We start from the raw sequence: 14,124 nt of genomic DNA, 5'->3' as shown, positions 1-14,124 counted from the left end.
TCACCGCCGGCAGCCGAGAGGTCTGGGCCCGCCTCGCCCACTGACCACCTGACCGGAAACCAACCGCCCGAACCCACACCAGTGCGGTCTTCGAAGATGCCCCCGCCACGGTCCTCCTGGAGCGTGCGGGATCCGCAGTGCGGCAGCCGAGACCAGCAACGAGATCAGCAGCGCTCTCGGGCTTGCGCTGCTGGGCTCCCTCTCCGCCCTGCAGTTTCACCTCTGCGGCCCCGGGTTTGCTCCCGCTCTCGCCGAGACGCCCGTGCTCCCTGGCCTGGCGACTGCGGCCGTCGACGACGCCAGAACGGCTTTCGTCGCCGGACTGCACGTCTTGCCGCAGGACCAGCGTGCTGCACCTCGCCCTCGGCCTCGTCGCGCTCCGCAGGCTGCCCCGGGCGGCCGGACATCGCGGCCAAGCTGCGACGCCGGAGTACGGGACCTGCTCTCGGACAGGGCCGGCAGATCGGTCCGGGCCATCGTGGCGGTGGCTGCTGAAAGCCACGGGGTGTAGCTGGTGGTGGTCTCCAGCTTGCCGCCCTGGCCGTCATAGACGGCTTTCTCGCGGGTCATGCCGGCGAAGGCGGGATGGTCGTCGACGGCGACGCCCTCGTGGTCCTTCACCTGGGCGCCGGTGATGCCGCGGAAATAGCGGTACTCGGTCAGGGTCTGCTCGTCGGAGGAAGGGTTGCCGCCACGGACCTGGACTCGGCCGTAGCCCTTGCGGTCACCGTAGGTACGGTGCTTCGCCTCGGTGAACTCGTCCTCCTCCTTCCCCCAGGCCATACCGTCCGGGTAGGTGTAGTCGGTCTGCTTCACCGGCGCGCCCCCGGTGTTGTCGGCCTCCAGGACCTGGGTGACGACGTAGGTGTGGAACCAGTCCAGGTAGGGCTCGTAGTCGGCGGCCGGGGCGTCCGGCGGGGACCACATCACGGGGTAGCAGCGGCGGGTGTTGGACGACGGAGCGGGCACGTCGCCGGCCTTGCAGTCGGCACCGGAGTAGGTGATGCCGATGGTGCCGCCGGTTTCGGTGCCGATCTCGTAGACCCGGTAGCGCACCAAGGGCGGCACGGGGTCGGGCTTGCCACCGGTGGTGGCTCCCTCGACCCGGTTGGCCAGCTGCTGTCCCTTGGAGCCCAGGGACCACGTGCATTCGTTCGCCTCTCGCAGGTTGTGAGTTGAGGAGACTCGCCATGCGATGCGCGAGCCGTCCCCCACCTTCTCCGAGGCGAGCGAATGCTGCTCGCGGTAATCGGACGTTGCGTTCCGGCAGGTCGGATCGATCACCCCGGCCACGGACACCCGCCGACTGGCCGTGACGTGCGAGCACAGCCCGCGGACAGCAGTCGTCCGTCTCTCATGGCCACCGGTGCCCGACCGATCAGCCGCCCCCTCCCACCGGCGCTCGTCAGATAGCGGCCTTCGCATCGACGAACGCCAGCACGGCACCGAACAGGGTGATCAGGGCGACGGCCAGGGCCAGGGACCACGTCCACAGGCGCCGGTGGGCCGGGGTACGGAGGTACTGCCAGGCGGCCAGGGCGAGCAGCACGCCCTGGGCGAGGAAGCACGGCTCGAACACCAGGAGGTCGTGCACGGCGGCGAGATGGTTGGCATCAGCCAGCTCAGCGGCGCCGAGTTCGGGCACCGCCGGGAAGTCGACCGCCTCGTGCACACCTCCCAGGTACAGCGACTTGGTGATCACTCCGAAGACGGCGTGGGACACGCAGACGGCCGCAGCGATCCACAGCGGTGACAGCAGCAGCCAGGACGGGACACGCCGGGCGGCCGGGTGGAGCAGGGCCAGGACCCACATGGCGCCGATCACCTCGATCGCGCTCACCAGCCAGTTGGCGGCCTGCGTCTCGGCGGGACGCAGCGCGGCAGCCGGAGGCAGCCCCCACGTCCCGCCGACGGCCCAGTACAGGTGAACTGCCATGAAGGCGAGGGTGAACCAGAAGGCCGCATGGACCCAGACCGGCCGGGGCTGCAATGCAGCTTCCTGCGTTGCGGCGTCCGTGACGGCTTCGTTCCCCGACACCTGGGGCCCGTACTTCATGAAATCCTCACCGTTCTTCGCGGTCGGGTCTGCGGTCGCAGCACTGGTCACCCGAGCAGAGCGTCGGGCGTTCTGCAGAGGTCGGCCGGAGTGTGGCCGGCAAGGATCGCGGAGCCGTCGGCAGGCGCGGAGGCCAACGAGACGTCATGACGCTCACCGCAGCATTGCGCCTCGGCACCGGCCGAGACCCTGATGACCACTGCGACCGGAGCGGCGGCAACCGTCCTCTTACGCCTCGGCAGTCGTGCCGACGCCACACCACCATCCAGCCTGACCGTGGCCAAGCGCTACCGGACGGCGTATTTCCGCCATCGCGGTCGCCGTCCGGTGACGAAGTCTGGCCTGCCAGGATCACTGCGCGACCGACCCGCTTGCCGGAGTCAGGCACCTCATGTCACGCATAGCACCCCCGGAATTGCCGAACTCCGGATGGCTCGCTCACTCCGACGCACCCTCGAGCACGACGGTACGGGGGGATTGTGACACCTGCCGGCCCTGCTCGTGCGCTGCCCGGGTATGGGCGGCCGAACTCGACGCGTCCGGTGGCTGCCCGACGGCGCCCCCGGTATGGCCGGCGGGCGGGCCGGGGCGGCACCCACTCCTGCAGCCCTCGTGGGGCTCGGTCTTCCTGATCAACGTGCCCGTGGTGGTCCTCGCCTTTCTCGCGGTCCTCGCGTGGCTGCCGGAGTCCAGGGCCAAGGAGGCCAAGCCGCTCGACGTGGGGGGCCTGGTCCTCTCGAGCGTGGGTCTGGCCGCGCTGACGTACGGCGTGATCCAGGGTGGGGACGCCAGCTGGACGGACGTCACGACCCTGGCGGCCTGCCTCGGTGGTCCGCTCGCCCTGGTGGGCTTCGTGCTCTGGGAAAAGCGCGTGGCCGATCCGCTGGTCGACCTGTCGCTGTTTAGCTCCGCCCGGTTCACCTCCGGCACCGTGCTCGGCGTCGTCATCAACTTCACCATGTCGGCGTGCTGTTCACGATGCCGCAGTACTACCAGGCGATCCTCGGCACCGACGCAATGGGCAGCGGCATCCGTCTGCTGCCGATGGCGGTCTGCTCGTCGGCGTAACGGTCGCCAACAAGATCGCCAAGGCGCTCGGCCCGAAGGCAGGCGTCGGCATCGGTTTCGCCCTGCTGGCGGTCGGCCTCTTCTACGGCGCGACCACCGCGACCGACAGTGGCACCGGCCTCGCGGCGGCATGGACGGCGGTGTACGGCCTGGGACTCGGCATCGCCCTGCCCACGGCGATGGACGCGGCCCTCGGCGCGCTCTCGGAGGACACCGCCGGCGTCGGCTCCGGCGTCAACCAGTCCGTCCGTACCCTCGGCGGCAGCTTCGGGGCGGCCGTCCTGGGCTCCGTCCTGAACTGCGGCTACCGCGGCGATCTGAACCTCGGCGGGGTGCCCGCGCAGGCCCGGGGCGCGGTCGAGGACTCCGTCTTCGGCGGCCTGGCGGTGGCCAGGGAGATCAAGTCCGAGGCACTGGCCGATTCGGTCCGTTCCGCCTATGTCACGGCCCTGGACTCCGTCCTCGTGGTGTCGGGCGTTCTCGGCCTGCTGGGTGTTCTGCTCGCCGTCGTGTGGCTTCCGCGCCAGGTAAGCCAGGCCCCGAGCACCGTCTTCCGCCATTTCGCGACCAAACAGGACCTGGTCTTCTCTCAGGACTACGATCTGCCCTTCGTCGCGATGTTCGGGGCCCAGTCGCCCGAACTGACGCCGATCCAGGCAGAACGGCGGGCCATCCGATCCCTCCTGCACGATATCTCCGAACAGGAATTGGCGTTGCAGCGCGAGCGGTTCGCGCTCATCGTCTCCGAGCCCGAACTGTGGGGCCCCAGCCTGGACTCCATTCGCCGGACCATCCGGCTCCTGGCGGAAGAGGTGGCCGAACGGGCCGGGCGCGAAGCCCGTGACCCCGCCGTCCGCGCCTACACCGGGGCGGTGTTCGGTGTGATGCTCCAGGTCTCCATGGACTGGGCGAACGATCCTGGGATGGACTCCGCGGCCACCTTGGACGAGGCGCTCGGCCACCTCGAGCACCTGCGCCCCTGAGCAGCGGGGAAGGACTTACAGGTCGCGGTCTCCCTCGCCGGCAGGTGGCCGGTGTGTCGGCCGGTCGAGCAACTGGCTTTGGCAGAGCCTCTGGACGTGGCCATGAGTGATCAGGCGGACAGCGAATCCGGAAGAAACCCTCGTGGGTGCCGTCGCGCGGTTCCCGGCGGATGCGTGGGCGGCGGAAGCCGTGGAGCCAGGAGACCACCCACTCGACGAACCCGGCGGAAGGCGCCCGGGCCGGGTGCCGTGGGACGGCCGCGTTCGGTGACTACCGGGCCTCGCGGTCACGAAGGAGCCGACGGTACTTGTCGTGACCGTAGCCGCGGTACGCGAAGAGATGCCCCGGCGCCGTCGCCTGCGCGCCCCGGCATGAAGGCGTCCGCCGTCGGCGGACGCCTCCTCGTCTCCGCGGTTCGGTCAGCGACCCAGCCGCATCAGACTCGAGCACCACAGGCACGTCGGAACAGAACATTCGGACGCAACGGTCCTTCGGGCGCCTCGGGGTCTTCGAAGTCGTCGGCCGGGTCCCGTGTCATGCCGATCCTGCGCATCACTGCCTGGGAACGCATGTTGGTGGACGTTGTCACAGCGAGAATCTCGGACAGTTCAAGGGTGTCGAAGCCGTAGGCCAGGACTGCCAGTGCGGCCTCGGTGGCGTAGCCCTTGCCCCAGGCGGTACGGGCCAGCCGCCAGCCGATCTCCACTCCGCTGAACGGCATGCCGTCGTCCACACGGTCAAGTCCCGCGAAGCCGATGAACTCGCCGGTGGCCCGCACCTCGACCGCCCACCATCCATAACCTCGCTGTTCGAACTCAGCCTGGAACCGCGCCACCGAGGCATCAGTCTGTTCACGGGTGAGCAGGTCGCCCAAGTGCTTCCGAACCTCCGGATCGGCATTCATCGCCGCCCACGGTTCAAGATCGGAGTCACGCCATCCACGCAGGGTCAGGCGATCGGTGTGCAATTCATACATGATGTCCAGCCAACGCGAGTCCCCTCCCCTGAGCAACCCGATTTCTGCGAGAAGCACTGCCAGCAGAAGGGAGATGGTCAAATTCTTGCATATGGAGAGCGAAACAGATTTCCGGGACAGGACTCAGACGGTCGCCCCAGCCGTCGCCGGATCGAGACTGAACCAGACCGCCTTGCCGTCAGTACGCTCGGACACGCCCCAATGATCGGCGAGGGCATCGACGAGAGCGAGCCGCCGGCCACTCTCTTCCTCCGCGGTGGCGTGCCGTACGACAGGCGGGTTCGGGTCCGGATCTGCGGCTTCCACGCGCAGTTGACCTTTACTCCGGTACGCGACGAGTGTTATGCGCGCACCTTCCCCGGCGGGACGGTGCGCGTGCCAGGCAGCGTTGGTGAGCAGTTCGGCCGCAAGCAGCTCTGCAATATCGGCGGTGTCGGCATCTTCCCAGTCCCGCCGCGTCTTCATGAGCCGACGGCGCAGTCCACGCACGGTGGCGATGTCGGCACGAGCCGTCGTGACTGTCACGAAACGGTCCGTCGCCGCCGTCGGCCAGTCCGACGGGGATGAGTTCCGGGTGGTCATCATGAGGTCCTCCGCTCGGCGGAACGTGCAAGGACTACGTTTGCGAACTGAGGCGCCTCTCCACATCCGTGGCACTACGTGGGCGACTGCGTATCGGCGTGACCTGCGCGACGCTTGCCCTCATGGGGACGTCCTCGTGCCCGGGGCCGAAGATCGCACGCCCGCGTGAGGTTCGGTGGCTGCCGCCCCGGCACAGACGGACCGCCCCGCCCGCAGAGGCCGCATGCTCTCTTCTCTCAGTGCGCCGACACGACAGATGATGATTCCGAAAACGAAGCGACTAGGACTTCCGGTTCGTTCCATCATTCCTCGGACCCGACGTTGCACGGTCCGGAGACTGACACTTAATTTCCTGCCGATCGCGGAATCCGACAGACCTGAATACATGAGTTCCAGTATGCGGCAATCGATGTCGTCGATGCACGGTTGCGGGTAATGCGAGACATCTTGCCGCCGACCTTCACGTCCAGGCGAGCTCACATGCCCTCCCGAACCGTCATCACCGCACCAGTCACGTAGACTCCCGGCATTTTCCTCATCGACACATTGAACCGGTTCCGGGAGTTGATGACCACGAAGCCTGCGATCAGATGGGGAGCCCCGCCGCACTGGGATCTAGAAAGCTCGAGCATAGGATTGCAATCCGATTGAACATAGATATCGACGTGAACCATGACCGTGGATACTTCAGTGCGCGCCGTTGGAGGACCTACGCGTTATAGCGAGAACCCTACACACGAGCCGCTTTGCAGCCTCTGGACAATTGGCATCTCATTTCTTGGGCCAATCGAGCCCTCGGGCCCACGCCACTCACGCCCTCGGTCACGTCTCACACCGAGGGATCCACGTCACGGCGGACCGCGGGCCCGGCGGCGCAGCAGCCGTCCGCCGAGCAGCACGGCGCTGGAACCGACTGTCAGCAGCCCGCCTGCGAGGAAGGTACCCCGCACGCCCGCGAGCGGCAGTACCGGTGCCCCAGGCGCGGCGCCCGCCGCAATACCGGCGTTGCATGCTCCGGAGTGTGCTAGGCAGCTCACCTCGCTCACAGGCGCTGTCGCAAACTGCTTTCTCGGCACGGCACCTGTGTTGCACGCCCGATCACCCGGGCCCCTGCGTCGCAAGGGTTCCGACGCGGCCGCTGCTCAGCCGACGGACCACGAGGAAGCAGGGGCCCCGTTCACTTGGAGGGCGGACCGACACGAGCGGCACGTCCGCAGGGGCTCATTGCAGAGTGAGCGGAGTCTCGGCCGTGACGTGGGACAGCTTCTCGGGGTTGCGGACGATATAGAGGCCCGTGATACGACCACGCTCGATCCGAGCCGCCATGATGCCGTCCAGCTGACCGTCCAAGTGGATGACCAGCGCCGGACTGCCGTTGACCAAGGTCGGGCTGAAGGAAACCGGGGTCGAGTTCCGGCTGAGGCCGCCGGTCAGGAGGCGGGCCACCTTGTTGTTGCCGACAATCGGCCGCAGCACAGCGTGCTTCACGCCGCCACCATCGCCCATGTAGACGACCTCAGGCGCGAGCACGTCGAGCAGTTCCTGCAGGTCGCCACCCTCGAGCGCGCGCAGGAACGACTCCAGAACCTCGCGCTTCTCCCTCTGGGACACCACTTCGCGCGGGCGGCGGGCGTCCACGTGCCGACGAGCCCGGTGGGCGATCTGACGAACGGCCACAGGCGTCTTGTCGACCGCCGCAGCGATTTCGTCGTAGCCGACGTCGAAGACCTCGCGCAGTACAAAAACTGCCCGCTCGACCGGTGACAGCGTCTCCAGAACGAGCATCACGCCCATGGACACACTCTCGGCCAGTTCCACGTCCTGGGCCACGTCCGGGGCGGTCAGCAGCGGCTCCGGCAGCCACGGACCCACGTACGACTCTTTACGTTGCGCCATGGAGCGCAGCCGGTTGAGAGCCTGCCGGGTCGTGATCCGTACCAGGTACGCGCGCTCGTCACGCACCTGCCCGAGGTCGACCTGGACCCACCGCAGCCAGGTCTCCTGCAGTACGTCTTCTGCATCGGCCGCCGAACCGAGCATCTCGTAGGCGACGGTGAAGAGCAGATTGCGGTGGGTGACGAATACCTCGGTGGCCCGGTCACTGGTGTGATCACCACTCATCTCGTGGTCATCTCCCCTCGACTCGACTCGACTCCGCTAGGCGGTTCGTCCGATGACCGTTCCCTCGGCCTTCAGGGCTTCCAGGGCCTTCCGGCGCCCGGCGCCTCCCTTCATGCGATGCAGCTTGTATCCGCCGGGCTTGTGCGCCTCTTCAGCCAGGTGCTTCGGAATGCCCTTGCAGACTCCTTCCTTCATCTTCGCGCCCAGACGACCGTCGACATGGAACCACACCGCAACGTCGGACTTGTTGCCGAACTGGAAGATGCCGGCGTTCCGGCCCAAGCTGATGCACTGCGCTCCGAACGACTGGTTGAGCGGCTCAGGCCGCTTCCCTTCCAACCGGCTGAGCAGCGTGTCAGCAGCCCGCGCACCCATCGGCATCGCGTACAGGCAGCTCATCCGCAGCGGCAGACCCGAAGGCGCCGCCGAGTCCCCGGCAGCGACGATACGCTCGTCGTCCACGCTCGTCAGCGTCTCGTCCGTGAGCAGGCGCCCCAGACCGTCGGTGCTCAGCCCACTGCGCACGGCCAGGTCAGGCACGCCGAAACCAGCAGTCCAGATGGTCACCGCGCTCGGCAGATCACGACCGTCGGCAAGCCGCACGACGTCACGCGTCACCGAAGTCACCTTCGTGTCAGGGCCCTCCACGACCCTCACCCCAAGCGCCGCCAGCTGTCCCGCCACCGAACGCCGACCCCGCGGATGCAGATACGGACCGAGCACCCCGCCACAGACCAGGTTCACGCTACGGCCCTGCTCCGCCAGCTCGGCAGCAGTCTCAATGCCCAGCGGACCGCCTCCCACCACCGTCAGCGCGGCAGACGGGGACACAGCGTCCAGAGCCGGCAGCAGCCGCTGCACCTCCTCCAGACCGGCGATCGGATAGGCGAACTCGGCAGCACCAGGCACCCGCGGATCCGCGCTGCCACTGCCCACCGCGTAAACCAGGTAGTCATAAGCCACCCGGCCACCACTCGCCAGCTCCACACCACGCCCGGCGGCGTCGATCCGCGTCACACTGTCAACCATCAGCCGGACACCACTCGCCAGCACCTCCCGGTAGTCGATGACAGCAGGATCGCTCCCGCCCACCAGCTGATGCAGACGGACCCGATGGACAAAGTCCGGACGCGGATTGACCAGCGTGACCGTCACGTCACTACGCTGCGTCATCCGGTTGGCCGCCATGACACCGGCGTATCCACCGCCGACCACCATCACATCCGTGTTCCCAGCCATGATGCCTCCCTCGTTTCGTACGGTTCGAGCACAAGACACCCACCGACCGAACTCTGTGACAACAGGTGAGTCAGATCACTGCACAGCCTGTCCGCCCACACCACAGAGCCCGACCGGAACCGCTGACCGACATCGCAAGGACCGTGGCCTGCCCAGGCGGGCCGGTGACTTCTGTACCGAAGAGACACGGACACATGATCGTCGCTCCCACGGGAGCTGCCACCGACGCATGCGTCCCATTGAGGGGGGGCGGGTGGTTCGTCCGAGGTCCGGCTCCGAGCCGGCTCGGTGACGGACCTCGTGCTCCCACTTCTCGCGCGGCTGCGTGCACAGACGCCGGTGGTGCTCGGCGATGTCGTCCGGATCGCAGGCCGTCCCCGGCTCGACCACTCCGCCGACAGTGACCGTGGCACCGTGCACACCCGCCGGCGTGTACTCCGCGTCGAGCAGCTCCACCAGAGCCCGTACGCCTGCCTTGCCCAGGGACGGACACGTACGGACTCACGTACTCCGGCGTGCATGCCGCCGGTGACGACGAGGGTGCCCCCTCCACACCGCGCCATCCCCGGCAGGAGGTGCGCGGCGGCTGTGGGCGCCGAGGACGTTGACCGCATACGAGTCGAAGCGGTCGCGGTGCGCCATCCCGCCCACGGTGCCAGGCCGCACCGCTGCCGCGTTGCAGACCGCCGTTTCCGGTTCACCGGGTTCACCGACGGCGGTGCCGAGGGCGGCTCGGAGGCCTGACTCGTCGGCTGCGTCAGCGGTGAGCGGCACGGCGCGCACGCCCAGGGAGCCGATGCGGCCGGCCATCTCCGCCACCTTGTCCTTCGTCCGCGCGATCAGAGCGATCGGCCGTCACTTCCGGGGCGACCACTGGGCCACCGCCTGCCCTGTCCCCGGCCCGGCTCCGATGATCAAAGCTCCTGCCTCGATCGTTCCCTCTCTCCGCAGTGCGACGACAGGAGAGGCGGCCTCGCTCCGTCGCCACAAGCTCCGCGGACGCCGGGCGCACACCGCGGGGCAGGACACAGCGGCTGCGAGGCCTGGGTGCCCGGGTGGGCATGCTGCGAGGGGGACCGTTCAGGCACCGGCGGGAACCAGGGTGTCGACGGCACTGCACCGGGGGTTCCGTGACGTGTGGCGGCCCATGGTGGAGTGGCCACTAGGCTACGGGACATGTCGGACGACTCCCCCCTCATACAAAGTCTGCGCACGGCCGTGGCCGCTGCTCCCGGCGACGTCCCCCTGCGGCTGCACCTGACTCAGCTTTTGTTGGAAGCCGGCCGGCCGGAAGCTGCCGTCGCCGAGGCGGCCGTGGCCCTGCAGCACGCACCAGGTGACGCCCGGGCACGGGAGCTGATGGCCCGGGCCATGGGTGTGCCCGCGCAACCGCCCACGAGCAGCCCCGGGTTCGACTGGAGCGCCGCCGAGGAGGAAATCGGCGGCGTCGTGCCGCCCCGCTTCGTCGAGGCGCCGGTCCGGGCAGACGGACAGGACGCCCCTGGCGGCGCCGAAGCGTGGGACGTCGAGAAACCCGGCGCCGTAAGGCTGGCCGACGTGGGCGGTATGCAGGAGGTCAAGGACCGCCTCGAGGCCGCGTTCCTCGCACCGCTGCGCAACCCCGAGTTGCGCGCGCTGTACGGCAAGAGCCTACGGGGAGGTCTGCTGCTGTACGGGCCGCCCGGCTGCGGCAAGACGTTCATCGCCCGGGCTGTCGCCGGTGAACTTGGTGCCGCATTCCTGTCCGTGTCGCTCAACGACGTCCTCGACATGTGGCTCGGCAACTCCGAGCGCAACATGCATGAGATCTTCGAGACCGCCCGCCGCCAGGCCCCCTGCGTGGTCTTCCTGGACGAGCTCGACGCCCTCGGCGCCAAGCGCAGCCGCACCGCGCACAGCGGGATGCGCAATACGGTCAACCAGCTCCTCACCGAGCTGGACGGTATCGACGCGACGGCGAACGAGGGCGTGTTCGTGCTGGCAGCCACGAACGTCCCCTGGGACGTGGACAACGCCCTGCGCCGACCTGGGCGACTCGACCGGACGATTCTCGTCCTGCCGCCCGACGGGGCCGCTCGGGAAGCGATCCTCCGCTACCACCTGCGGGACCGCCCCATCGAAAACGTCGACCTGGGCAAGCTCGTCAAGGTCACAGAAGGCTTTTCCGGCGCGGATCTGGCCCATGTCTGCGAGGGGGCGGCCGAGCGGGCGCTGCTGGACTCGGCCCGCACCGGAACGGTCCGCATGATCGGCATGAAGGACCTGCTGGACGCCGCGCGAGAAACCCTCCCGTCCGCCGAACCATGGTTCGCCTCCGCGCGGAACGTGGCGATGTTCGCCAACGAGGGGGGCATGTACGACGACCTGGTCACCTATCTGAAGAAAAGGCGCAAACTGTGACGACGTCCGCGCTGCATCCCGCAGTGGAGCGGGCTGACCTGCTCATCGATCTGAAGCGATACGAAGAGGCCCGGAAACTGCTGGCCCAGCGTCTCTCCGAGGATCCGCAGGACCTCCGTGCCTGGGTCAAGCTCGCCCGCAGCCACCTGGGCGACGAGAAGGACGGCGCCAAGGCGCTGGAGGCGACCCAGCGGGCGCTGGAGCTGGACCCCGAGGACATCGGGGCACTTGTCATGCACGCGCACGCCCTGCGCGGAGCGGGCCGCTTCCTGGAGACGGAGGGCGTCCTGCGCGAGGTCATCCGCATCGCACCCGCGCACTGGTACGGCTACGCGCTGCTCGCCGACTGGCTGTGGCGCATCCGGGTCATCCGCTCCGGGCAGGCCCATGGCGGCCAGGTGAAGCGGGAGGACCAGGAGGCGGCTCTGCGGGAATCCGGCGAGCTGGCACGGGAAGCCGTCCGGCTGGCTCCCGAGGAGGTGTATGCCTATGAAGTGGCCCGCTTGATTGCCGACATGGCCGGTGACCGGCCGGAGGCCGACCGGCTCGACGACGCCATCCTGCGGCTCGACCCGCAGCATGAGCAGGCGCTGGCCCGCCGTATCACGAAGGCCGCCGACGCTCCGGGCATCAAGGCCGCCGAAGCCGCATCCCTCTTCGCCGACGCGTTGGCCACCGCTCCCGACTCCGCACCCATGCGCAGCGGCCTGGATCAGGCTACTTACCGTCTGCTGCGCGGCATCCGCTGGCTCGCCCTCCTGTGTCTGGCCCTCGCCGCTGCAGGCATCGACCTGTTCGCGATGGAGGGTGAGACCCGGCGCGACCTGCCCCTGCCGCTGGGCCAGCGGCTGTGGGACCTCGTTCCCATGGCCGTGGTCTGGGTACTGGGAGCGCTGTTGAGGTACCGGCGGCTTCGCGCCGGTGTCCGGGTCAACCTGCGCTCGCTGGTCCGGCGCCGCACCTGGCCCAGAATCGTCCTGGCCCAAGCGGCGTGGGCCATGATGTGCGCCCTGTTGATCACGCAGGTGCCATGGACGCAGCGAACGGTCCCCCAGATCCTGTTCTGGGCGGGTCTGCTGGCGACGGTGACCACCATGTGGTTCGACCGGCGCAAGGGCAACTGAACGGAAGTGGCCGAGGGCCGTCGACGGATCTCCCGCACACAGAAGACGTTCCCGACCGGGCGACGTAAAGCCGCCGCTTCAGAGGTCCGTTCAGTGAAATCCACCAGGCCCGGCGGCTGTAAAGTTGCTGACGGCCCGTCGGAATACCACCGGAACGGGTCCGAGGGTGACGGTCGCCCCTCCCCCCGTAGGGGCGGCCGTCACCGCGGGAAACGCGGCCGGCGAAGGACGATCCGGTCCCACCCTGAGTCCGCGAGCACGTTGGGAACAGGCGTCATCGCCTGTGTTCTCGAGGTCGTGCGGCAGGAACTCGCACGGTCCGGATGCGGACGCCCTCGTGTCTCCCCCGGTGTGTCTCACTGCCCTCGAGGTGCCCTCGCGGATCGGCATGCAGGCTCTGACCGTCTGCCAGAGACCTCCAGAGGCAGTCGGGTACCTCATTCCCGTCAGGCATGGCTCCCGAAGACCGCCGGGACGGCCTGGGCGGCCGGCCCGGCACTCGTCGTCACCGCGTCCTTCCGTCCCGTGCACCCGCGCTCACATCAGGGGCAGGGACGGACGGCTTTCTGTAGAACCCCTTGACACGGTTCTCCGCATAGCCCATGCCTACGAGTACGACGAGACCGCCCGCCACGAGGTTCCAGGTGACCGGCTCGTCGAGTACGAGGACTCCTGCGGCCACGGCGGCGACAGGGACGACGTAGTTGACTGCGGAAGCAGTGACAGCGCCCATGTCGTTGATGAGCCGGAAGTACAGGATGTAGGCGAGGCCGGTGCTGAGCAGGCCCAGAGCAACGACAGCGGCGGTCACACGGGCCGTCAGGGCCGGGGTCTCCCACTCGAGGAAAGGGGTGACGGCGGCCTGGATCGCGGTGGCGGCGATGAGCTGCGACGCGGCACCGGCGAGGGGCCTGACGCCGCGCGGGGAAAGGAACTTACGGACATAGACGAAGCCGATGGCATAGCTCAGGGCAGCCCCCAGACAAGCCGTCTGGCCCCCCGGAGAGCCGAGCCTGTCGCTCCACGGACCGATGAGGATGACCACGCCGGCGAATCCCGCCACCAGACCGACGGCCTTGCGGGCTGTGGCCCGTTCCTCGGCCAGCACCAGAGTGGCGACGGTGAGGGTGAGCAACGGGGTGCCGCCGATGAGGACGCCCGCGATACCAGCACCGGTCGTCTTCTCCCCGTAGGACAGGAGCAAGAAGGGTATGACATTGCCGAAGAGCGCGGCGGCGGCGTAGTGCCCCCACACCTGGACCGTGCGAGGCAGGGCGGTCTTGGTGGCCAAGGCGATGCCAACGAGCAGAAGCGCACCCATGAACAGTCGGCTCAGCACCAGTTGACCAGGTGTCAGGCCTCCGAGTGACACTTTGATCAAGGTGAAGCTGCTCCCCCACAGGGTGGCGAGAAGCAGGAAGCGGGCCAGGGACGCGTAGTTCTTCATGTCTCGTTTTCTGCGCTTCCGCTCGAATGTGTGGGGGCGGCCGTAGTGCTCTTGGTCCGGCCGGTTGGTTTCCGGTCAGGTGGTCAGTGGGCGAGGCGGGCCCAGACCTCTCGGCTGCCGGCGGTGA

The 14,124-nt window shown here is 68.3% G+C and carries 10 protein-coding genes; 3 read left to right on the top strand and 7 right to left on the bottom strand.

The features are described from left to right. Positions 1-216: 216 nt before the first annotated feature. Together ACFOSY_RS20690 and ACFOSY_RS20685 are read right to left on the bottom strand one after the other, a co-directional pair. Positions 217-1,284, bottom strand: coding sequence for a hypothetical protein (locus ACFOSY_RS20690; protein ID WP_394309028.1), 1,068 nt, complete (start codon positions 1,282-1,284; stop codon positions 217-219). Positions 1,285-1,405: 121 nt separating this feature from the next. Then, entirely contained in the window at positions 1,406-1,936 is a 531-nt protein-coding gene (locus ACFOSY_RS20685) for a DUF3995 domain-containing protein (protein WP_394309026.1), read from the bottom strand. Between the two features lie 1,328 nt (positions 1,937-3,264). On the opposite strand from ACFOSY_RS20685, the gene ACFOSY_RS20680 reads away from it, so the two are divergent. Then, positions 3,265-4,107: an acyl-CoA-like ligand-binding transcription factor gene (locus ACFOSY_RS20680; RefSeq protein WP_394309024.1), complete on the top strand. Its 843-nt coding sequence runs from the start codon at positions 3,265-3,267 to the stop codon at positions 4,105-4,107. Between the two features lie 437 nt (positions 4,108-4,544). Here the strand turns inward: ACFOSY_RS20680 and ACFOSY_RS20675 are convergent, their stop codons facing one another. From ACFOSY_RS20675 to ACFOSY_RS20660, 4 genes are all read right to left on the bottom strand, one after another. After that, complete coding sequence (locus tag ACFOSY_RS20675) at positions 4,545-5,084, bottom strand: GNAT family N-acetyltransferase (protein ID WP_394309022.1); 540 nt, start codon at positions 5,082-5,084, stop codon at positions 4,545-4,547. Positions 5,085-5,207: 123 nt separating this feature from the next. Then, complete coding sequence (locus tag ACFOSY_RS20670) at positions 5,208-5,669, bottom strand: ATP-binding protein (protein ID WP_394309020.1); 462 nt, start codon at positions 5,667-5,669, stop codon at positions 5,208-5,210. A gap of 1,218 nt (positions 5,670-6,887) precedes the next feature. Then, positions 6,888-7,787 (bottom strand): RNA polymerase sigma-70 factor, encoded by a 900-nt coding sequence (locus tag ACFOSY_RS20665; protein ID WP_394309018.1) that lies wholly within the window; start codon positions 7,785-7,787, stop codon positions 6,888-6,890. A gap of 36 nt (positions 7,788-7,823) precedes the next feature. After that, positions 7,824-9,026, bottom strand: coding sequence for an NAD(P)/FAD-dependent oxidoreductase (locus tag ACFOSY_RS20660; protein WP_394309016.1), 1,203 nt, complete (start codon positions 9,024-9,026; stop codon positions 7,824-7,826). Between the two features lie 1,176 nt (positions 9,027-10,202). Between ACFOSY_RS20660 and ACFOSY_RS20655 the strand changes: the two genes are divergently transcribed. Both ACFOSY_RS20655 and ACFOSY_RS20650 read left to right on the top strand, forming a co-directional pair. Further along, entirely contained in the window at positions 10,203-11,426 is a 1,224-nt protein-coding gene (locus ACFOSY_RS20655; protein ID WP_394309014.1) for an ATP-binding protein, read from the top strand. A 23-nt stretch (positions 11,427-11,449) separates the two neighbouring features. Continuing rightward, positions 11,450-12,550, top strand: a complete 1,101-nt coding sequence (locus ACFOSY_RS20650; protein WP_394309011.1) for a tetratricopeptide repeat protein — start codon at positions 11,450-11,452, stop codon at positions 12,548-12,550. A gap of 505 nt (positions 12,551-13,055) precedes the next feature. On the opposite strand, the gene ACFOSY_RS20645 is transcribed toward ACFOSY_RS20650, so the two are convergent. Next, positions 13,056-13,997, bottom strand: coding sequence for a DMT family transporter (locus ACFOSY_RS20645; protein ID WP_394309009.1), 942 nt, complete (start codon positions 13,995-13,997; stop codon positions 13,056-13,058). Positions 13,998-14,124: the final 127 nt, after the last annotated feature.

It is taken from the genome of Streptomyces lusitanus (assembly GCF_042647945.1).
Taxonomy (GTDB): domain Bacteria; phylum Actinomycetota; class Actinomycetes; order Streptomycetales; family Streptomycetaceae; genus Streptomyces; species Streptomyces pseudogriseolus.
The sequence above is the reverse complement of the archived record's forward strand: the minus strand, read 5'-3'. Positions and strand labels throughout refer to the sequence as shown.